The following is a 21995-nucleotide window of genomic DNA, read 5'->3' on the forward strand; positions in this document are numbered from 1 at the left end:
AACGAACCATGTTACAGCAATTTGATGCATTGGTTGTAAACAAGCAAGATGATCGATTTTCCGTTAACATTCAGCAACTATCACTTGATGATTTGCCGCAAGGGGAAGTGCTCATCCGTGTCCATTATTCCGGGGTGAACTATAAAGATAGCCTTGCCAGCATTCCGAATGGAAACATTGTCAGCAGCTATCCGATCGTTCCAGGAATTGATATGGCTGGTATAGTCGTTTCATCTGAGGATTCCCGGTTTCAGGAAGGCGACGAAGTCATTGCGACCTCCTACGGGATTGGCGTTTCACAATCCGGCGGCTATAGTCAATTGGCCCGTGTTCCTGCAGATTGGATCGTTCCACTTCCTGATGGCCTTACAATGAGAGAGGCGATGATCATCGGAACTGCCGGTTTCACTGCTGCCTTATCAGTTCTGCGCCTTGAAGAAAATAACCTCACTCCAGATCAAGGGAGCGTTCTCGTCACTGGTGCAACTGGCGGGGTCGGCAGTTTCGCTGTCTCGATCCTTGCCAAACTTGGCTATTCAGTGGAAGCAAGTACAGGAAAGGAATCGGAACATGGATACCTAAAGGAAATCGGAGCGACGACCATTGTATCCCGTGAAGATGTATATGATGGCAAGCTTCGGGCACTGGGCAAACAGAAGTGGAGCGGGGCGGTAGATCCCGTCGGCGGTGAACCGTTAGCCTCGGTCCTTAGCCAAATCAAGTATGGCGGATCTGTAGCGGTAAGCGGATTAACAGCTGGCACAAGCCTTCCTGCCACCGTCTTTCCATTCATCTTAAGAGGTATTAATTTACTTGGGGTCGATTCGGTCAATTGCCCGATGGATACAAGATTGAAAGTTTGGCATCGCCTTGCCACCGACTTTAAACTTGCACATTTAGAACAGCTTGTTCAACAGGAAATTACTATTAAAGAATTGCCTGACATCCTTCCTACCCTATTAAAAGGGGAAGCAAGAGGCAGAACGATCGTTAAGCTATAATCCAAAAAGTGACGAGAGCATGGCTTCTCGTCACTTTTCATTGTGAGCTCTCATTGAGGGGGAGAATGATTTCTACAATCGTCCCTTTTCCCACTTCGCTACTGAAATGAATTTCCCCATTATGCCCATGAATGATTTTAGTACTGACCATGAGCCCCAATCCTGTTCCTTTTTCCGTTGTGCTATAAAAAGGCTGCCCCAAATGCTTCATGCGCTCTTGTGAGATTCCACAGCCTTGATCAATGAATCGGATTATCGCGTAGACTCCCTCATAGTTTAACTGTATATGAAGTTTGCCGCCTTTCGGCATGGCTTCAATCGCATTATTGACGACATTCGTGAAAACCTGTTTTAACTGATTCGGTTCGCCAATGACCGATCCCAAACCCGTATGATATTCCTTGATGATTTCAACATCATACAATATCGCTTGAAACTCGGCTAATGTAATCACACTATCCAAAATATCGTTAAGCTGAATCGATTCACAAACCTTCGCTTCAGGCTCTGCTAAACTTAAAAATTCATTGGCCAGTATTTCAATTTTCTCAACTTCGCTGACCGTCATTTCAAGATAGTCCTTTTGCTCAGGGTGTTCCCTTAATAATTGTAAAAATCCTTTGACCGTAGTTAATGGATTTCTTATTTCATGTGCGATACCCGCAGCCATTTGTCCAACGGCCGATAACATATTGGATTTACAAAGCAGCTCTTCGGTCTTTTTACGCTCCGTAATATCCCTGCAGAATACCTGTATGGCTGGTTGACCTTTATAAATAATCGGAAGACCGAGTGTTTCTCCATAAAATACTTGTCCGTCAAGTCTAATGAACTTTTGTTCCAGTAAACCCACCGCCTGATAATCGTCCCTCATTATCCCGATTCTTTTTTGTACACTTTCCCGGGAATCCAGGTGAACGAACTGAAAGACCGACTTACCGATAATATCTTCCACACTATCCATCCCCAGCATTTTTGCCCCCATGGGATTCATATACTCTATTATCCCATCACGATGTACAAAAATCGCTTCAGGTGACACCTCCACTAAACTGCGATACCTTTGCTCACTTTCCTTCAAGGCAGCTTCAGCAAGCTTTTGGTTCGTGATATCCCGATAAACGAAGACCAGTGCGGACGGCTCATATTCATTATCCCGGATATTAAACAGGGAGATGCTCACATTGATTAACCGGCCATCCTTCCTTTGCCTGACCGTCTCAAAGCCTTTCTTTTTTACCCCTGCCCTAATCTGGTCATGCAATTCCTTGGCTGATTCCTTCAAGAATTCAGGAATAATTGGATATGGCATGCCAATGAGCTCATCATTCTTCCAACCGAAAAACTCTTCAAAAGCGGCATTTACTTGAAGGGTCTTTCCTTCCAGATCAACAATGGATATGGCGTCCGGGTTGTTCTCCATGAATGACCTAAGTTTCTCTGTATCATCCACCGACTGTTCTCCCATTCGCCCTTGTCCATAATTAATAAGCCTTTTACTCATCAAATTTTTTTATTCCTTTCTTATCCGGAAATTTACAGTCTCAATTTTACAGTATCAGTAAATCATTTGCCAGTTTTATCATATGATACTATCCTATTTAAAGATTGATGCACAAAGAGGCCAAACCTCCATAAGGTTCAGCCTCTTCCTTAAAATGTACTATAAATATTTTCACATTCTGCACCTGTTGGTTCATAAAAGCAATGAAGCTTGAAACGCCCAACGAGGGGCTGATTATACCAGGTTGCCGGACAATCTCCCTGTGGCCTGAAGTACCATAGGCTAAATTTCGAGGGCCATAGCCTTTCACCATTTATACTGCGACGCGCAAGCCTTATTTCTCTTTCCCTTGCTCGTTGATAAAAATACCCCTTCTGCACAGCTTCAAAGGCATGTTCCTGATAAATCATGTCTGGAATCGTCCTCAGCCCTTTGAAATCGGAACAATTAGACCTAATCCGATTGATCCCAACATTCCCGATCATCAACATGCCTTGATCACCTTCACCCTCGCCTTCAGCTCTAAGCAATCTTGCCAATAAGGCACGATCGGCAGCAGTGTTCTTTACAACAGCCATCCTATCACCTCCACTTTTTTTATCCTATGCCCCATATATGGAAAAATACTCCGGTTTTTCACAAAACCTTCATATAAAGTACACGTCCCATCAATATTAAAACATTATACTTAAGTAAGGCTGGGTAGCACGCGTGGCTATCATGGTATTTGGCGAAGGCGGGGCCAATACTTTCTTTCTACATATAAAAAGGCGACACATATTGTGCCGCCTTTTCCTCTTGTCCTATCATTCTTTCTCTTTAAATGCCGCTTCAAACGCCAATGATACCTTTTCGAACTCTTCATCCGATTCGATATCGAGCAGCTCACCTTCGCCTTCGACCCTGAAAAAGAAAATATCGATATCTTCCTCTGTATCTTCTTCAATATCTTCAAGCAAACCTACTGCTACATATTCCGTTCCTTCTACATCCAATGATCCTAAAACCTCAACTTCATGGCCTTCATTATTGTCATCAGTAAGGGTGAAAACCTCACCTTCACGAATATTACCCATATTACCTCTCCTCCCATATCCATTAAATAATGGAGTTGTTTCCATAGTATATCGACTATTCCATATAGAAACAAATTTTTGCCCTGAAAAAAATAAATTCTTTTCTTTTCAAGAAAAGAATCCATTAAAATGGGAAAATGACCCTAAAAAGCGAACGAAATATTAATACCTTACCAATATATAGTATAGACGGAAGGAGGTTATAGGATGAGTGACCAAAATGATTTAATTTCCAGCATCAAACTTTTCTTAAAGGGAGAGAAACAGGCATACGACGAGCTATATGAAAAAACTATTCAAAGTGTCTATAGAAACGTTCACTTTCTTATAGACGAAAAAGCGGATATTGACGATGTGATTCAGGATATCTACATAGAGGTCTATAAGTCTCTTCGTAAATATGATTGCGAAAGACCTTTCAAACCATGGTTAATGGGGATTGTCATACGGCAGCTTCAAACCTATCGACGGAAAAGGTGGATGCGCCTAAGGATTTCTAAAAAGGCAGAAGCAGAAGTAGCAGTACAAATCAATGTTCCAGATTTTTCTCATGACATTATTGATAAAATTTCTAATCAACAACTCGTAGATTTAGTAAACCAGTTACCTTACAAGCTAAAACAAGTCGTAATTCTTCGCTACTTAAATGATTATTCACAAGAAGAGGTAGCCAGAATTTTAGAAATCCCGATTGGAACCGTTAAATCCAGGATTCACGCTTCTTTAAGAAAGTTGAATGCGAAAGGAAAAGAAAGTCAATTATTTTTAGAGAAAGTGAGGAATGTATAATGAACAATCTTCATAATCAATTAAGGGAAGCATTATATGAAGAAAGTAAGAGCCTAAATCCTTCACCAGAACTAAAAGTAAAAGTAATGAGTACAATAACAACTAATCGAGGGAAAAGAAAAAAACATTTAATAACAAGCGTGCTAATTGCTTCACTGTTACTCCCAACCAGTGCTTTCGCCTATCAATCCTTCCTGGCTGATGATCTATACGGATCATTCGAGCAGGTAAAAAAGCATTTGGCTAATGCTACCATGGAGGGATACCTCCTTTTCGATGCAAAACTGTCCCAAGCTAAAGGTGAATTGGGAAAAGAAGAGTATGCTGATTTCAAAGAATTATTACATGTAGTAACTGAGTCTAAGCTAGACTATGGAGATGCAAACGGCAATATTGATTACGACCAACTTCCTTCAAGAAAAATCGCTGAATTAAAAACAGCTTTTATGGAAATACAGCCATATTTCGATAAATTAAACGGACTAGTATCCAGTGAAGAGTTGTTAACGGCTGAGGAATACGAAACGTATATTGAGGCTCTTATGACATATGAAAAAATTGCCGTGCAAAGTGGGAGTGAAAACGGCTCAGTTAATGTCGATGACTTACCTGCTAATCTTCAAGCTGAATTTCAAGATGCAAGGGATTTCATGGATTATGTAAATGAGATGCAAATTCAATGAAGTAGAAAGAGTTCTCCACTATACATGTATAGACAATACTTTTCTTCATTAAGTATTGTCTATTTCTTTATCAATCATTTTCCACGATTCACCAGCCAATTCTTCCTTCATCCATAATTTTTTAATAATCAGAAAAACACTACCCCGAAATTGTAATTTTATTACGAATAATGTTATATATACTAATACTTTCATATTGTACTAAACAAAATTAGGAGGAAGTTCCTTGGCTATAAAAAGAGTCGATCATATCGGAGTTGTTGTAAGAGATCTTGAAGAATCCATAACCTTTTATCAGGATGTATTAGATTTAAAAGTGAAATCGCGGGTGCTACATACTAATGGTGTAATCCAACTAGCATTCCTTGGATACAATGATTCAGACGAAACAGAAATTGAATTAATTCAAGGTTATAGCGACACACTGCCATCCGAAGCAACGATCCACCATTTTGCAATTACTGTGGATGATATCGAAGAGGAATATGACCGGATTAAAAGTTTAGATAACATCGAGCTGATTGATGAAGAAATCGTCACCCTTCCAAATGGTTATCGCTATTTCTATATATATGGACCAGAAAAAGAGTGGATTGAATTTTTCCAAAGGTAAAAGTTAATTAATAAAAAAGCAGAGTTGATAAAACTTCTGCTTTCTTTACGTTATCTTACCTTACCTAAACCGAACTGGTTCTCTCTCCCCCCCTTTTCGAACAAGCATTAAAGTTAATAAAATAAGATTACGTCATACACTTCCTTTAAGCTAGGTTAGACATGAAGAGGCCCTTGGTTTATTAAGGGCTCTTATTCTCATGAACGATTCCTCTTTGTAACTAACAAAAAATCATACATCCTGCTTCTCAAATTGTCTTATTAACCGATTTAATATAATATGCTCTGACTGCTTAAAGCTTTCCTTTTCAAAATAAAAAGTTGATTCAAGGAACCTTCCCCCTGAATCAACCTTGCTTTTCTCCCCGATTCACCAGCTTGCCTTTTTGACACCTGGCAGTTGCCCTTTATGAGCAAGTTCCCTAAAAACGATTCGTGACATGTTGAATTTGCGCATATATCCACGGGGCCTTCCTGTTACTCCGCAACGATTGTGAACCCTTGTCGGCGAAGAATCACGCGGGAGTTTGGCCAATGCAGCATGATCCCCCTTCTCCTTCAATTGCGTTCTAAGTTCTGCATACTTTTCGACCATTGCCAACTGTTTTTGTGCTTTTACCACCTTGGATTTTTTAGCCATTTTAATCTCTCCTTTTTAAACATAATGATTGTATAAATTCTATAAACTGTTCACAATTCGTTCCGCTGCCTGTCTTGCTCCAGATATATTCCTGGATATCGGTCCCATTTCAAGTTCAGCCAATGCACCCGTGACATATAAACCAGGTCCCCACTGCAACGACTGCGATACAATCGGATAACCACATTCAGCAAGGCGTAAATCATGCGACTGGATGACTGGCGTTAGCCAATCCTTCCCTGGCATTGAAGACTTAAAGCCGGTTGCTAAAAGGATCGTCCCTGTTTGTTGGATAACCTTTTCGTTTTTATCCCTGAGGCTAATATACCCGTCCCTCCACACAGCGCTTATCACTTCAACATCCATGACACGCAATAATACCTGTTTAACCTGATTCATCAGCACTTTATGTAAGTCAGGTGGAATGGATCCCTTATAACGGGCATGGATAATGGCTTCGCGTCTTTTCTGATAGCTTGTTATAGCACGGAAAGGACGCTGTCTTTTCGGCCCCAACCAACCAGGATCACTGTCGAAATTATGAATTCTAAACGGATGCCGCTTTAGTACCGTTACTTCATTGGGATAGATCTTACTCAGCTTTAAAGCCAGATGGACAGAAGATATGCCTCCCCCAATGATCGTGATGGGTCCATGTAATTGTGTCAGCTCCGGAATATTTCCATCGAATATGTGAAAAATGAAGCCCTCATGCTCTTGTTTTAATTGCAGTGCCCAATCCGGCCAATAATGCTGTTCACCAATACCAATTGAAATCACGATTTTTTTCCCTGCAAGTCGTCGCTTGTTTTGCAATTGTACTTCCCAGCCCTGTCCCGTTTTACAGACAGACGTGACTTTCCCTTGCACCCATGCCTGCTTAATAGATAAATCATCTGTAACTTGAGCACAGTGTTCATTGAAGGATTGTAGGGATGGCCGCTTATATTGGCCATAAAAATTATTGTTCCAGTCTGCTTTTTCCACATATTTCTGCAGGCTGAATGGATTCACATCCAGATGGTGTACGGATGGTGAACGTAAATATGGCATTGAAATCACTTCCGTACAATGCTTCCATCTCGCCAATGGTTCTCCATTTCTATCTACAATCGCCAGCTGGTCCACTGTCGTTTTTCCTGACTTTAGTAAAAATGTGGCCATCGTCGTACCTTGAATGCCTCCGCCAATAATGATCCATTCCAACATGAACTTCCCCCCTTTTACATCCATTCCCTTCAATAAAACATAATCATTACGATTTAAACGACGGAATTACTTCGTTTCTCGGTGAAGCGTGTGTTTCTTTAAACGCGGACAGTACTTTTTCAATTCGATTCGATCCGGGTTATTCCGCTTGTTTTTCGTTGAGATATAATTTCGGTCCCCTGATTCTGTGCATGCTAAAGTAATGTTTACTCTCATGTTTGTTCCTCCTAAGTTTATTAATGAACTATTTCCGTAAATGCAGGTAATGGATCTTCATACAGAGACCAATCATGCTGCAGCTCTATTTCCGTCAATAAGCATTGATCTAATTCATTTTCGATTTCCTGTTGATTCATTTGAATGCCAATCAGCACTAGTTCCGTCATCCGGTCTCCGTAAAGATCATCCCAGCGTTCCAATAATTCAGGTTCATCCTGCAGTATCTGCTGTTGTTCATCTTTAGGATAAGCAGCAATCCATTTACCTGCTCCCTCGATCATTAATGACGGTCCAGCCTGTGATAGCAGGCCCGCTGTATCATTTCTTGATGCCAACCAAAGGAAGCCTTTTGCCCGCACAACTTCCACCGGCCAACTTTCCAGCCACGTCATCAGCCGCGATGGATGAAATGGTTTTTTCCTTCTGTAAACGAAGGAGGCAATCCCATATTCTTCAGTTTCTGGAATATGCTCATCATTTAATTCCTTTATCCAACCCGCCCCTTGGCTTGCCTTTTCATAATCAAACAGATGGGTGTTCATGACTTCTTTTAACGGCACCTGGGAATGATCCGTTTCTATAATCCGCGCATCCGGGTTTATTTTTTGAAGGACCCCATTTAACTCCCCTATATCTTCTGGCTTCATTAAATCCATTTTATTTAGAAGTATTACATTGGCGAACTCAATTTGATCAATCAATAGATCAACCACTTCCCTCTGATCGGCCTCATCCTTTGCCTGCATTCGATCAATAAGAGTTTCCCCTGAAGCGTAATCCTGCCAAAAGTTCTTCGCATCAACAACAGTGACCATCGTATCGAGCCGACAAAATTGTGATAAATCAATTCCCACGTTTTCATCAACATACGTGAAGGTTTGGGCGACCGGAACGGGCTCACTGATACCGGTCGATTCAATCACGATATAGTCGATATTACCTTGTGTGGACAGCTTTTCCACTTCAATCATTAAATCCTCACGAAGCGTACAGCATATGCAACCGTTCTGCATTTCCACCAACTTTTCATCTGTCCGGGTAAACCCTCCCTGTTTGACAAGGGAAGCATCAATATTGACCTCACTCATATCATTGACGATGACGGCAACCTTCAGCTTCTCCCGATTTTCAAGGATATGATTCAGCAGTGTCGTTTTTCCCGCGCCAAGGTATCCACTCAAAACTGTAACAGGGATTTTCTTATTTCTCATTCACAAACACTCCTTAAACATTTCTGCTTTTTACCCACCTACAAATCAAAATCATTACGATTTATTCGATAGAATTATTTTTTCGTTTAGTACTACCCCTTTATAATAAAACGTAATCATTACTATTTGCAAGTTTTTTTCAAAATTACCTCTCGAATATTTCCTGAACGAGTTTATCGCCATTGCTCCAAATACAGCAGCATGGGCACTCACGTAAAAAATTCATCTGTGCAGAAATTCCAAAAATACGCTCCATCGTTTTCGCCGGCCTTGACTGTATAAGTTATTATTATTAACGAATTGAATTAAAGTAAGTTTATAAAAATAAATAGAAGCCCAATCACACCTAACAACATGTGTAATGAACCTCCAGTGCGGCTTTATAATTTATTGTACTTCCATATAACAGCTGATCATCAGCAACGTTTCATTATCCAATTCATTTTTCCTTTTTTAAGAAGAACCTTTAACGTATTACTTTGTTGCAAATCATATGCTTATTCCGCCATTTTCCACTCTGAAGATTTTACTGTCTCTTGTTCAAAAGTTTCAATCTCTCTCTGTTTAGCCAGTTTAGAAGCTTGTGACACGGACCATGTTAAATTCCCAAAGGCAATCACTGTCCCGATCGAGATAACTAACACCTTTTTACAAAGTATTTTCTTCAATAGCAACCTCCTGAAAATGTATTGGATTACTTTAAATATAAACCAACACTGTTAACCTAACATTAAGCGACTGTAAATGTACGGAACTTATATTTGTACATTAGTTGTAAACTTTGTTTGCCAACAAAAAAAAGCTGATTGCATCCGCAGCCAGCTTTTTTTCCTTATTTATAGAACACTTTGTCGACGTTGTATTTAGCATGAAGTTTATTGATCATGTACGTTTCATAGATATCACGTTCCATAGCGTCTTCGACTATAAGAATGTCAATTTTCTTGACTTCATTACGATGCTCTTTAATCGGAGAAACATTATCCTCGAAATGCTTCTTGACCCTTTGTCTTAATTTACGAGCTTTTCCGACAAAAATCAGCTCATCATTTTCATTGTAAAACAAGATGATGCCGCCTTTATCACGGGGAATCAAATGAAAATCGATAAACCCGTAAATTTCAGGAATGACAGCTTCGTCTCCTTCTATAACTTGTTTTCTTTGTTTGATGCTTATATCCGCTGCAGGGATTTCAATTTTTATCATTACAATTCACGTCCTCTATTTGTATAAGGTGAAACTTTCAATCGGAATCAAAACTCCGGTAATGGATAAATTTCACGCCAGGCACACTTAAAGGTAAATGGTATCATAATTATGAATGAAAAGCCATGTATCCCTTTAATGGTTTAGATTCGATGTCGATTCAGCATTAAATATAAAGAAGAAGACTCGCTGAGAGCCTCCTTCTTTGTCGGAAATATCCTTACCACCTGTGAGCCTTTGCATTGCTTCTTAGTATAATGTTTGTTTGCGATTCTTGCGTATGGCCATTAACTTGAGATTTTGAACGCTTAGGTCTTGTCCAATTATGGTGAAACTTTTGAGAATGTGGATCTAATTGATCTTTATAGCTCATTCTGTGTCACCTCATCATTAGGATTTGGATATTCCGTTCAGTGATAGTAATCGCCATCACTTGTTCTAGTATTTTATTTTTCCAAGGCATTTATACATATTCTTTAAAAAGTGAATTCAGCTGACTTGCCTTTTGCAAGGACTTCCCCTTCTTCATCTACCGCATCACTTGTCATGAAGGATATGCCTTCTATGTTTCCATCCCTTAGAATGAAACCAATGTTTCCATTTTTCGAACCATTTCCTTCTATTTCACCAGTAAGTTCTTCTAAGTAGATGTCATCTTCCCACGTCAGATGTTCCCCGCTGTCCGTTTCAAGAAATGCGACTGGGGAAAACTTGATTTTTTTATCCGAATGGTTTTTGATTTCCACGTTTACTTTTACGATATCGAAATCTTCATCATGAGTATAGCCATGAAAGAAATCAATCATGCTGTAATCCGGAGTGGCATGCATCACTTTCATGTCTTTGACTTCAACCTCAATCGGACCAACATTCAACGCTTCATTCACTTTTTTATAGGCTTTCAAAGTTAAGTCGCCCTTAGCATCGGAAACGTTTTGGCCGATTTGGTTCAATTTTAAATCATCAGGAAGCTGTGGATTCGGAACATAGACATCCTTTTTCACCAGTGGCCGTGCAACTTCCTCTGTTTTTTCTTTAGCTGTCGTTTCTTCTTTGTAAGCTGGTTGTGTATTAAGAGCACCAAATGTCGTTAATATCAGGGCACCAATCATCAGTCTGTTCATTGAATCCCTCCCTGAAGTATTTTTACTTCTTTAATAGATCAAAGATGATTTTGGCTTGATCCGTGTTATCGACCTGGCCTGCAAAACGTTCTTTATATGGTCCATATGCGTAGACCGGAACATCTTCACCTGTATGTCCCCCTGTAGTCCATGCAGTGTTGGTCCGATTGTCGAATATGGCTTCGATGGCATTATCGACGTTCGTCACATTTTTTGATTTGGCGGCTTCTGTTACCGTTTTGATTTCATCGTTAGTTAGTTTCAGTTCATTTTGATTAATATATTGCTTTAAAGTCTTTTCAACATCGGCCCCTTTGACGATGGCATCCGCCATGAAGTCAGGGGTGCGTTTGGCTGCCTTGATCGGTTCACCATACCAATTATATATTCCTTTAGCCCCGATCGAGAATCCTCCTGTAGAGTGATCGGCAGTGGCCACCACTAATGTATGTTTGTCTTTCTTCGCAAATTCGATGGCCGCTTTGTATGCTTTTTCAAAGTCTTCCATTTCACTCATTGCACCTACGATATCATTATCATGTCCCGCCCAATCGACCTGGCTTCCCTCGACCATAAGGAAGAATCCATCTTTGTCTTTATTCAAGCGCTGGATTGCCGAACTTGTCATGTCTGACAAAGAAGGCGTTTCACTTGGGCGGTCAATCATTTTCGGGAGTCCTTCAGAAGCGAATAAACCAAGGACCTGTTCATTTTTGTCCTTAAGCATTTGATTTTTATCAGTCACATAACTGTACCCGTCTTTTTCGAAGGCTTTCGCCAAATTGACATCAGGCCGGACAAAATTGGACTTCCCACCGCCCAATAGGACGTCAATTTTATGTTTGCCCTTGATTAAGTCATTATAATAATCGTCTGCGATTGAATTCATGTTTTTCCGATTTTCATCATGGGCTCCAAAAGATGCTGGTGTAGCATGAGTGATTTCAGAAGTGGCAACCAATCCCGTCGCTTTTCCTTTTTCCTTTGCTGCTTCCAATACGGTTTTGACTTCAGATTTATCATTATCCACTGCAATTGCTGCGTTATAGGTCTTCACTCCGGAAGACATTGCCGTTGCTGCTGAGGCTGAATCCGTTATATTTTGTGCAGCGTCTTCAGGGTAGGTCATCTGCTGGCCAACCAAGTATTTATCAAACTCTGTCTTTTCTGCCACCTTCGTACCAGGATTATCTTTTAAATACCGGTATGCGGAAGTATAGGAAACACCCATGCCGTCACCGATAAGGAAAATCACGTTCTTGATCTCCGGTTCTTTTTTTTGCTTATCCTTTGCCGAAACACGATCCGCTGCGGACCATGATAAACTTCCAAATGCTAATGCAGAAGCGAGTGTGATGGGCAAAACCTTTTTACTCCAATTATGAATCAAATGAATGACCTCCCTATAATTAATATCTAATTAAACTATAGGTGAAGAAGATGAATACAATGTCAAGGCTATGTAAAAATGCAGTAGGATTATTATTAAGACAAGGTAAAGGCAGACATGTCAGGGGATTGTATGCACTTTATGAGGTTGTTGGTTATTCAGGAAAATCGGGACCATTTTATATGGTTTTGAGGAGTGAAAAAAAATTGGTTAACACCAACGTGGTTAAGTGATCTTGAACAAAGTTCTTTTCATTCAACTTCTTCAATTCGGGGTGATTTGTTAGGGATTTGAAAGTGCTAAAAAAATTAATGGAGAAAAAAGAATCGAGTAGGAGGAGGCGCCTAGCCTCCGACCTCTCACACCACCGTACGTACCGTTCGGTATACGGCGGTTCAGTTTAAGTCTGACGTAGTTTTGTATATCGTTCATATAGATTTACTAACCCATGATGGAGCCAATAAACATTATTAAGGGTTTTGTCTAGAATAGGACTATGCGCTATGCGCCAATAACCCTTTCTGCTATTTCCCCATTCATATGCTTTTCCAAATGGGACGCCTAATCCTTTGAGTTTCCTCACCCTCGTTCTTGGTAATTTCCATTGCTTCCATAGGCACATTCTGAGTCTTCTTCGAATCCATGAATCTAAATTCTTCAATACGTTCGGAGTATCAATGAGGGCGAAATACCCCATCCAACCTCTAAGGTATTGCTTTAACTTATTTATTCGGAGTTCCATGGGTATCGGTAATTTTCTCGAGGTCATTTCCCTGATTCGTTTCTTTACCCTCTTCACCGTTTGTTTAGCCAGTAGAACCTTCGGGTTCTTCTTTGACTTCGTGAAACTAAAACCGAGAAACGTTCTGTTCCAAGGGCGATCATACTTCGACTTCTCGTAGTTGACCTTTAGCTTCAGTTTATTTTCAATGAAGCTTGAGATATTTCCCATTGCACGTTTGGCGGCTTTTCGTGTCTTCACAAAGATAGTACTGTCATCCGCATACCTTACGAATCGAAGATTGCGTTTCTCTAGTTCTTTATCTAAATCGTCTAACATGATATTAGATAATAAAGGACTTAACGGACCTCCTTGCGGAGTTCCCTCCTCACTTTTATGAAAAAGTCCGCCTATCATAATGCCTGCTTGAAGGAATTTACGAATCAGTTTAAGAACTCGTTTATCTTCAATTTTCCGCTCTAACATTCCCATGAGCTTGTCATGATTCACTTTATCGAAGAACTTCTCCAAATCCATATCCACTACCCATGTATAACCTTCGGTTATATAGGACTTTGCCTTTCGAACCGCCTGGTGCCCTTGTTTGTTAGGGCGAAATCCATAGCTATTCTCCGAAAAGGTTGAGTCATATATCTTGGTCAATATTTGGGCAATGGCTTGTTGAATGAAACGGTCTAGAACGGTTGGAATACCCAAAAGCCGAACTCCGCCGTTTGGTTTCGGGATTTCGATACGACGGACGGGCTTCGGTTGATAGGTACCCTGTAAAAGGGCAGTTTTCATGTTGTACCATTCGGTTACGAGGTGCGGTCTCAGGTTTTGGACCCGCATTCCATCTACACCATGGCTTCCCTTATTTCTTTCTACACGCTTCAATGCCTGTATTAAGTTTTCCCTCTCTAGTATCTGTTCCATTAACATCGTTGATATCCTTTCTACGTGGATAAATGGTCTATTTGTGCCTTTATCTGCTCCACCCTTTTGAAGTTCCCCGTGTATTCACCACTTCTTCCTTCAAATAAGTTCCGTTAGGAATTGTTTGCTTCTTCACAGATAACGAACGCCTAGTATTCATCCTTCTTAATCTGTTCGGTCCTTCCTTGTCTTCTCGAGTAGACAAGTACTATGACCTCTGCTGACTTCTGATGATTCAGCTGTCCATCACTGGAAAGGTTACCAAGTGTACTTGGCTGTCATCAGACCTCCCCGGGTAAGAGTGCAATCTTTCCCTCCATCTATCTGCTTCATTTACTCTGTACCACCTTCGGCAGTAAGGACTTTGTTTTGTTTCGCAAACTCATCCAATGATACCTAGCCTTATATGAAGTTCGTGTTCCTCAGACCGGAGGTTTGCCGCTTGCTTCCTTCAGATTCCACGTCACCGTGGACACCCTTGCATTAAGCTAACCACTACTACTGCCTTCATGATTCGGGACTTCCACCCTATAGATTGCACCCATGCCGGGCGCACAAATAAAGCATCCATTCAGGATGCTTCAGACTGTAGACAAACTCGCAGAAAGCGAGTTTGCCTTCAGTTTTTTTCTTTGAAATGTTCCAGTCATTTTCAGAAAACCGCTCCCTTACCGCCGACTGACTGAAGCGCTCCATTCAAAGAGCGCTTTTTTCACTATTATTTTTCTACAACTAAACATTCCAAAGCACGGGCCGCATTTACTCTCGCTACCTCGATTGAATCGGCAGATGACAGGGCTACAGCGACCCTTCTCCCGGCCTTTGTAACCGGTTTTCCGAAAAGACGGACTTGTGTATTTGGTATAGCCAAGGCTTGTTCAACACCGACTATAGAATATTCCGATAACTCATCTTGCGCTTTTAATGGGCGGCTGGCACCTGGGTTGACCAGCGTGATTTCCGGGATGGGAAATCCTAGGATCGCTCGAACATGCAGGGCAAACTCCGACAAATTCTGAGTCACTAGTGTCACTAGCCCCGTATCATGCGGACGTGGGGAAACTTCACTGAAATAGACTTTATCCCCAGAGAGGAAAAGCTCAACACCGAATAATCCGTACCCTCCAAGTTCATCTGTAATGGCATGGGCAATTCTTTTCGCTTCCACTATTTGCGCTTCTGTCATATTATGCGGCTGCCAGGATTCAATATAATCCCCGCCCTGCTGAATGTGGCCGATGGGAGCACAAAACATGGTACCGTTTACTGCCCGGACAGTAAGCAGCGTGATTTCCGAATCAAAACGGATAAATTCTTCAACGATCACCCGTCCATTTTGAACCCGGCCGCCTTCCATCGCGATTTTCCAGCACTCTTCCATGTCACCTTCCGTTCGGCACACGCTTTGACCTTTCCCTGAAGAACTCATCAGCGGTTTTACGACATTCGGAAATCCAACTTCTTTGGCAGCTTGGGCAAATTCTTCATAAGTATCAGCGAATTTGTAGGCTGCCGTCGGAATCTCCAGGGTTTCAGAAGCCAACCTCCTGATTCCTTCACGATCCATAGTCAATTTAGCTGCTCTTGCCGTCGGAATGACATGAAAGCCTTCCTCTTCCAATTTGACTAATTCAGATGTAGCAATGGCTTCGATTTCCGGTACAATCAAATCGGGTTGTTCTTTTTCTACAATTCCCCTTAGTTGTTCCGCGTCAAGCATATCGATCACATAACTGCGATGGGCGACTTGCATGGCAGGGGCTAGTTCATAGCGGTCTACAGCAACGGTCTCCACACCAAGGCGCTGTGCTTCAAGTATGACTTCTTTCCCCAATTCACCGGAGCCCAATAATAAAATCTTTTTGGATTTATACATTCAGTCTCTCCTCCTCAATACCTTAAAATTATTATATACGAACTATAAACGAATAAAAATAAATATTTATTCGTATTTTCATTAAAAATCACACAAAAAACATGAAATGACTACAGTTCATTTAAGTTTTTAAAAAATAACTTGAAAGCTAGGAATAATAAGTTTTATGTAGTTTTCCGGAAAGGTATATACGGAGTCTCCCTATTCAACATGAATAGATGGTCTTTTCATGTTTATCAATGAGGGAGGAAATACCCTATGCAAAAGGATTCGATAAGGCCCTTTCCCCTCTGTTGATTGGGGACACAGATGCACATGTCGAAATTTGCACTACGATTCATTTTGAAAATGTAAGCGCTTTCTATTATAATGGAATTAGGTTGGATGGCATGCGTGGCCGTCAAAGTATATGGCGTAGGTGGGGCCAATACTAGCGCTAAGGAAGTCAAACTTCTTTACCGTAAAACTATCAGGATTCTTTTTGGTAGGGCTGCAATATTACTCGGACGAGTACTGGAGAACGTCCGTTACTTTTTAGGCTAAAAAGCGAGTTAATCATGCAATCGATAAGTAAAGCATAACTTTACTTATTTTTTGCAGCAGCCCTCATCGTCTCAAGTCTAATAGTTTATAAGACTAAAAAGCTCTTCCCCATGGAAACGGAGTCGAGCTTTTTCAATTGGTCAAAATTCACATGTATAACCCTGCTAAGAAAATCCCTAGCGACTTCTGATAAATCTCATCGAACTGTGATATAGGAAGGGGATTGGTTCCTTTGCCAAGCTCCACGGTAAACCCTGGCCTTCGCCAATCCTGAATGTACCAATCCTTATACCCCGCGTAACTATTGGCGGATTTGACTGGTTCATATCCACTGACCCTCGCAAACTCATTGACTATAGTTTCGGACTCGGGCGGTTCCATATCTTCAAACCCCCAATAAATGACCTCTCCTTGGGTATGGAAAGCAAGAACTCTGTTAAAATCACGTTTTCTTGTCAACTCTGCCATTGCAATAGCTTCAGGCTGTGTAAGCGGCCCTTCCCCGGAATAATTTGCCGGACCTGGCTTTGTTACATTATTGCGAGCTTGTTCCAATTCCCATTTTGCAGGAAATTGATCATTCAGATCCACCCCATTAATATTGGCTTTCCAGCCAGAAAAGTCTTCGCTTCCATTATTCCATTCCACGAGCCGTCCTCTCAATGTCTCATCGGCAGGTGCGCCTTTTAAAACCAAATCCACTCCATCCGGATTCACCATTGGAACGATCGACAGCATCGTCTGTTGATAAAAAGGCAACAGGGACATACCGCGGATGTCAGTCTGATTCGTGACCGACAGTAAATAATCATTTAAAAAGGTCATGATCACAGGCGTCGTAATCCACTCATTCGCATGAAAGGAACCATTATAGTGAACTCGTTTGCCACCATTCCCAATCATTACTTCGGGAATATTCTTTCCAAGCACCGAGTCCCCAATGGGGGAGGTTTTAATAAATGGGTAGATACTTTTCAAACGTCTTACATCGGTCACCATCGTCCCATAATCATATTCCTGGTTTCCTTGAATTAGCCTCCACGTAATCCTTAATGGCACAGAAATCGTCTGACCGACATGCAGGGCATTAGGGTTGAGTTTAGGATTAACGAGAAAAATGGCATCCAGTGAAAGATTATGTGATTTGGCAATTGCCCATAATGAGTCCCCTCGCTTAATCCTATAGCCGGTCGTCGTAAAGCCAGGAACTTTGATTTGCTGTCCTATAATAAGCGCAAGCGGATCAATCCGACTATTGGAATCAATGATAAGTTGGTAATTCACCTTGAATAATTGGCTATAATACCACAAGGAATCATTCTGCCGAACAAAAACGTCCATACAGCACCTCCTCTTAACCAAATGTATGCTGATTCGGTTTAATTATTGCCAAAGCACCCGGACCTTTCTTCATTTATTATCGGGACTACAAGATTGTTGTAGATCACTCCTCAAAATGGCATCATCCAGAATTCGCTGATATATGAACTCCAACGATGCCTTTTGATTATTTACTTCAGGCATTCGCCAAGCTTTCAAAAAGCTTACTATTTAAAATGGGCCATAACATTCACCTTCTTGATAAACAGGACATCCCGGAATAAAACAAAACAGGCACCCATTCATGAATGGATGCCTGTTTGCATTTAATAGATTAGAATTTCCATATTTTACGCTTCTTGTGGTACGGCCAAACCTAAACCTTCAGCTACGCGCGTTCCGTATTCTGGATCGGCTTTGTAAAAATGGCCGATTTGGCGAAGTTTGATTTCTTCCAATTCCACTGGTTTCATTGCGCCCACAATCGTTTCAACAAGACGGGTTTTCTCTTCCGCACTCAATAGACGGTATAAGTCACCTGCTTGAGTGTAGTGATCATCACTATTATGACCTACTTGTGCAGCTTTCCCTGTCACCTCAAAAGGAGTGACTTTATTTTCCGTTGATTCTGCAGGGCCGCCAAAACTATTTGGCTCATAATAAACGGATCCCTTGCCATTGTCATCTGCACGCATGAAGCCATCACGTTGATAGTTGTTCGCTTCTACTTTCGGACGGTTAACCGGAAGCTGGTTGTGATTCGAGCCCACACGGTAACGGTGTGCATCTCCATATGCGAATAGACGTCCTTGAAGCATCTTGTCTGGGGAAGCTTCAATTCCCGGTACGAATGTTCCCGGTGAGAACGTCGCTTGCTCCACTTCAGCAAAGTAATTTTCAGGATTTCTGTTCAATTCCATACGCCCAAGCTCGATTAGCGGATAATCTTTTTGAGACCATACCTTCGTTACATCAAATGGATCGAAACGATAAGTATCTGCATCTTCCAAAGGCATGATCTGAACATATAACTTCCATGCAGGGAAGTCCCCTTTTTCAATGGCATTGAAAAGATCTTCCGTATGGTAATCAGGGTTTTCACCTGCTAGTTTTGCAGCTAGATTGACATCAAGATTTTTGATGCCCTGTTCTGTTTTGAAGTGGTATTTCACCCAAACGCCTTTCCCTTCATCATTCACCCATTTAAATGTGTGGCTTCCGAAACCATGTGTATGACGAAGTGTGGCAGGAATGCCTCGGTCGGACATCAGGATCGTTACTTGGTGTAAAGATTCTGGTGAATGTGACCAGAAGTCCCAAACTGCCGTCGGGTTTTTCAAATGTGTTCTAGGATCTCTTTTTTGTGTATGAATGAAGTCGGGGAATTTAATCGCATCCCGAATAAAGAATACAGGCGTATTATTACCGACGATATCGTAGTTTCCTTCTTCCGTGTAGAATTTAACAGCAAATCCACGTGGGTCACGGACTGTATCAGCAGAACCCAATTCACCGGCTACTGTAGAGAAACGGATAAAAAGATCTGTCTTCTTGCCAACACCATTGAAAAGTTTGGCTTTCGTATACTGAGAAAGGTCGTTCGTTACTTCAAAAGTACCGAATGCACCGGCACCTTTCGCGTGAACTACACGTTCAGGCACACGTTCACGATTAAAGTGGGCAAGTTTTTCCAACAAGTGTACATCTTGAATGAGTACAGGACCCCGTTCGCCGGCAGTGATTGAGTTTTGATTATCTCCAACTGGTGCTCCCCAGCTTGTAGTAAGGTTTTTCTTGTTTGTCATAATTGAACCACCTTTTCATTATTATTTATGTATATAATGATAAAGCTTCTCAGGAAAAAATCAATACTTATTTATAATAATTTTAATATAATAATCAATTCATTATTCTTTTCATTAATGTATAACTTTATGTATATCCAGCATATGGAAAGTGAACGAAGTATAAACACTGACGGTATAAAACATGTCCCCATAATCGAATTCCTAATAATGGTATACGACCTTCATACCCAATTTTCCTTCATGACAAGTGATTTTATCATTTCTCCCACTAATGGGATAGTAATCGAGAATCGGAACGGATATCCATTTATGCTTTCTTGAAATGATGTCACTGCACCTATTTCATTCTATTTATTTTATAACAAACCCGATGGTTCTCCCTGTGACTTTATTCACTTCATTAGCCTTTATTTACATAATGAAAAGAAGGATGCATGGAACTTAATTTTTCATCGCTTTTGTGGGTTGATTTAAACAGTCCTGATCCATTCCCAAGAGTCACTGAAACAAAGTGTCCATAAGAAGCCATCGCCCTTATTATGCTGGGGAAATTGTAAACATACTGGTTTGTGTTCGTATAGAAAATAAGATACTATTACGATAAAATGACCGTCCAATAAAAGTAAGGGTGATATAAATATATGAATGAGCGGAAACAGCACGTAGTAAAATATGCACACCAATTATTTATTGAAAAGGGTTATCAAGCAACATCCATTCAGGATATTTTAGATTATAGCGGCATTTCAAAAGGAACATTTTATAACTACTTTTCTTCTAAAAGCGAATTGCTTAAGGCAGTCTTCCTATCTACGCAAGAAAAATTCGAAAAAGAGCGGAATGAATTGCTAATTGGGCAAAACCTTTCAAATATTGAAATATTCATCAAACAATCTGAATTACAAATGCACTCCAATAAAAGTAATAAACTCTTTTCCTTATATGAAGAAGTAATGATTTCAAATGATACAGAACTTAAGAACTTCATTACACATGCTAAATTCCAGCATATACATTGGCTATCAAAACGGTTTCTGGATATTTTCGGTACTGAGAAAAAACCCTATATTTTGGACTGTGCCATTCTTTACTCGGGGATGATGCATCAAACGATTCATTTTAATGCCCTGGCTAAAGAGCCCGAATTCAACCCTACTGAAATTATCCGTTATTGTGTGGACAGGATTAAAACCATCTTCGAAGATGTTAGCAAGTCAAACGCACAGCTTTTAGAACCCGATCTTATCAAGCAATGGCTGCCGGAGTGCTTCCATACACAGCAGGATTTTCATACAGCACTGCTGCACTCTGCAAATGATCTAAAAAAGATGATTTTGAAACTATGTCAAGATGATGAAGCAGAACGGGTAAAAAACTTAAAATTAATTCACTTTATCCAAGAGGAATTTTTACAAAGCAGCGATCCGCGAATCTTTCTCATCGAAAGTGCCCTGCTTTCCTTAAACACCAATCCAAAGCTGAAAAACACATTGGAATTAAGTGAATTCGAAAAGATCATTGCCAACAACTAAATAGAAAAAACGGCCCCCAAAATGGGTCTTCCTCTTATGGGGAATACAAATCCGTATCCCTCTTTTTTTGTGACAATTCTGCAAACATTTAACTGAAATTCACGAAGTTTTAGTATAATGGACTTGTAGTATAGTGACTTCAGGAGGAGTTTTTCATGAACATAATAATGCGTTTTCTTATCAACGGGCTGGTATTGCTCGTTATTGACTGGCTTCTCGACTCCATCACGATTAAATCTTATGGCACAGCCCTGCTGGCGGTTTTTATATTATCAATCATGAACTTGCTGGTTAGACCCATTCTACAACTTATCACATTGCCGATCACCATCCTGACGTTCGGATTGTTTTCTTTCATTATCAATGCTTTCACATTCCAAATCACTTCCTATGTAGTCAGTGGCTTTGTCATACATTCTTTTTGGGGAGCTTTAATCGGATCATTGTTATTGAGTTTCATTCAGAGTCTTCTTATAAAAAAGAGTAAAAAAAACCGTCAGTGATGCTGACGGTTTTTAGTATCCATGCCACTTTCATAACAGCCTTCGATATTTCCCGGGCTATTTCCCCAAATTCCGCAAACCTTCACAGGCT

23 protein-coding genes are annotated in these 21995 nt (G+C 40.7%); 7 read left to right on the forward strand and 16 right to left on the reverse strand.

What is annotated here, in order from left to right; genetic code table 11:
* Positions 1–8: 8 nt before the first annotated feature.
* Positions 9–1001, forward strand: coding sequence for an NADPH:quinone oxidoreductase family protein (locus tag UP17_RS22540; RefSeq protein ID WP_061465374.1), 993 nt, complete (start codon positions 9–11; stop codon positions 999–1001).
* A 37-nt stretch (positions 1002–1038) separates the two neighbouring features.
* On the opposite strand, the gene UP17_RS22545 is transcribed toward UP17_RS22540, so the two are convergent.
* The 3 genes from UP17_RS22545 to UP17_RS22555 all read right to left on the reverse strand — a co-directional run bounded on the left by UP17_RS22545 (position 1039) and on the right by UP17_RS22555 (position 3581).
* Entirely contained in the window at positions 1039–2505 is a 1467-nt protein-coding gene (locus UP17_RS22545) for a PAS domain-containing sensor histidine kinase (protein WP_061465375.1), read from the reverse strand.
* A 149-nt stretch (positions 2506–2654) separates the two neighbouring features.
* Entirely contained in the window at positions 2655–3083 is a 429-nt protein-coding gene (locus tag UP17_RS22550) for a cell wall hydrolase (protein WP_061465376.1), read from the reverse strand.
* 228 nt (positions 3084–3311) lie between these two features.
* Entirely contained in the window at positions 3312–3581 is a 270-nt protein-coding gene (locus UP17_RS22555; protein ID WP_061465377.1) for a DUF1292 domain-containing protein, read from the reverse strand.
* A 207-nt stretch (positions 3582–3788) separates the two neighbouring features.
* On the opposite strand from UP17_RS22555, the gene UP17_RS22560 reads away from it, so the two are divergent.
* The 3 genes from UP17_RS22560 to UP17_RS22570 all read left to right on the forward strand — a co-directional run bounded on the left by UP17_RS22560 (position 3789) and on the right by UP17_RS22570 (position 5666).
* Positions 3789–4370, forward strand: coding sequence for a sigma-70 family RNA polymerase sigma factor (locus UP17_RS22560; RefSeq protein WP_061465378.1), 582 nt, complete (start codon positions 3789–3791; stop codon positions 4368–4370).
* Entirely contained in the window at positions 4370–5053 is a 684-nt protein-coding gene (locus tag UP17_RS22565) for a DUF3600 domain-containing protein (RefSeq protein ID WP_061465379.1), read from the forward strand. The genes UP17_RS22560 and UP17_RS22565 overlap by 1 nt, the downstream gene beginning before the upstream one ends.
* A gap of 226 nt (positions 5054–5279) precedes the next feature.
* Positions 5280–5666, forward strand: a complete 387-nt coding sequence (locus UP17_RS22570) for a VOC family protein (RefSeq protein ID WP_061465380.1) — start codon at positions 5280–5282, stop codon at positions 5664–5666.
* Positions 5667–6035: 369 nt separating this feature from the next.
* On the opposite strand, the gene rpsN is transcribed toward UP17_RS22570, so the two are convergent.
* The 9 genes from rpsN to UP17_RS22605 all read right to left on the reverse strand — a co-directional run bounded on the left by rpsN (position 6036) and on the right by UP17_RS22605 (position 12662).
* Positions 6036–6305, reverse strand: a complete 270-nt coding sequence (rpsN, locus tag UP17_RS22575) for a 30S ribosomal protein S14 (RefSeq protein WP_061465381.1) — start codon at positions 6303–6305, stop codon at positions 6036–6038.
* Between the two features lie 39 nt (positions 6306–6344).
* Positions 6345–7514 carry an NAD(P)-binding domain-containing protein gene (locus UP17_RS22580; RefSeq protein ID WP_061465382.1) on the reverse strand — a complete coding sequence of 390 codons (1170 nt, stop codon included), beginning with the start codon at positions 7512–7514 and terminating at the stop codon, positions 6345–6347.
* Positions 7515–7580: 66 nt separating this feature from the next.
* Entirely contained in the window at positions 7581–7730 is a 150-nt protein-coding gene (gene rpmG / locus UP17_RS22585) for a 50S ribosomal protein L33 (RefSeq protein ID WP_061465383.1), read from the reverse strand.
* A 20-nt stretch (positions 7731–7750) separates the two neighbouring features.
* A complete protein-coding gene (locus UP17_RS22590) occupies positions 7751–8944 on the reverse strand; it encodes a GTP-binding protein (protein ID WP_061465384.1) in 1194 nt (397 codons plus the stop codon).
* Positions 8945–9441: 497 nt separating this feature from the next.
* Positions 9442–9612, reverse strand: coding sequence for a hypothetical protein (locus UP17_RS28020; protein ID WP_155727462.1), 171 nt, complete (start codon positions 9610–9612; stop codon positions 9442–9444).
* A 164-nt stretch (positions 9613–9776) separates the two neighbouring features.
* Positions 9777–10157 (reverse strand): nucleotide excision repair endonuclease, encoded by a 381-nt coding sequence (locus tag UP17_RS22595; protein WP_176431821.1) that lies wholly within the window; start codon positions 10155–10157, stop codon positions 9777–9779.
* A 214-nt stretch (positions 10158–10371) separates the two neighbouring features.
* Entirely contained in the window at positions 10372–10524 is a 153-nt protein-coding gene (locus tag UP17_RS27090; RefSeq protein ID WP_072272311.1) for a YpzG family protein, read from the reverse strand.
* A gap of 103 nt (positions 10525–10627) precedes the next feature.
* A complete protein-coding gene (locus tag UP17_RS22600) occupies positions 10628–11275 on the reverse strand; it encodes a DUF4352 domain-containing protein (RefSeq protein ID WP_061465386.1) in 648 nt (215 codons plus the stop codon).
* Positions 11276–11297: 22 nt separating this feature from the next.
* On the reverse strand, positions 11298–12662 hold the full coding sequence (locus UP17_RS22605) for an alkaline phosphatase (RefSeq protein WP_061466275.1): 1365 nt from the start codon (positions 12660–12662) through the stop codon (positions 11298–11300).
* Positions 12663–12715: 53 nt separating this feature from the next.
* On the opposite strand from UP17_RS22605, the gene UP17_RS22610 reads away from it, so the two are divergent.
* A complete protein-coding gene (locus UP17_RS22610; RefSeq protein WP_061465387.1) occupies positions 12716–12898 on the forward strand; it encodes a hypothetical protein in 183 nt (60 codons plus the stop codon).
* Between the two features lie 167 nt (positions 12899–13065).
* Here UP17_RS22610 and ltrA read toward each other — a convergent pair whose 3' ends face one another.
* The 4 genes from ltrA to katA all read right to left on the reverse strand — a co-directional run bounded on the left by ltrA (position 13066) and on the right by katA (position 19866).
* Complete coding sequence (gene ltrA, locus UP17_RS22615; protein WP_061461592.1) at positions 13066–14328, reverse strand: group II intron reverse transcriptase/maturase; 1263 nt, start codon at positions 14326–14328, stop codon at positions 13066–13068.
* 712 nt (positions 14329–15040) lie between these two features.
* The gene (gene purT, locus UP17_RS22620; RefSeq protein WP_061465388.1) at positions 15041–16198 is read right to left on the reverse strand and encodes a phosphoribosylglycinamide formyltransferase 2; all 1158 of its coding nucleotides are present in this window, start codon (positions 16196–16198) and stop codon (positions 15041–15043) included.
* A gap of 690 nt (positions 16199–16888) precedes the next feature.
* Complete coding sequence (locus UP17_RS22625; RefSeq protein ID WP_061465389.1) at positions 16889–18082, reverse strand: M14 family metallopeptidase; 1194 nt, start codon at positions 18080–18082, stop codon at positions 16889–16891.
* Positions 18083–18411: 329 nt separating this feature from the next.
* The gene (gene katA, locus UP17_RS22630) at positions 18412–19866 is read right to left on the reverse strand and encodes a catalase KatA (RefSeq protein WP_061465390.1); all 1455 of its coding nucleotides are present in this window, start codon (positions 19864–19866) and stop codon (positions 18412–18414) included.
* Between the two features lie 644 nt (positions 19867–20510).
* Between katA and UP17_RS22635 the strand changes: the two genes are divergently transcribed.
* Both UP17_RS22635 and UP17_RS22640 read left to right on the forward strand, forming a co-directional pair.
* The gene (locus tag UP17_RS22635; protein ID WP_061465391.1) at positions 20511–21401 is read left to right on the forward strand and encodes a TetR/AcrR family transcriptional regulator; all 891 of its coding nucleotides are present in this window, start codon (positions 20511–20513) and stop codon (positions 21399–21401) included.
* A gap of 155 nt (positions 21402–21556) precedes the next feature.
* Entirely contained in the window at positions 21557–21904 is a 348-nt protein-coding gene (locus UP17_RS22640) for a phage holin family protein (protein WP_061465392.1), read from the forward strand.
* The last annotated feature ends 91 nt before the right edge of the window (positions 21905–21995 follow it).

This window comes from Peribacillus simplex (genome assembly GCF_001578185.1).
GTDB classification, from domain to species: Bacteria; Bacillota; Bacilli; order Bacillales; family DSM-1321; genus Peribacillus; species Peribacillus simplex_A.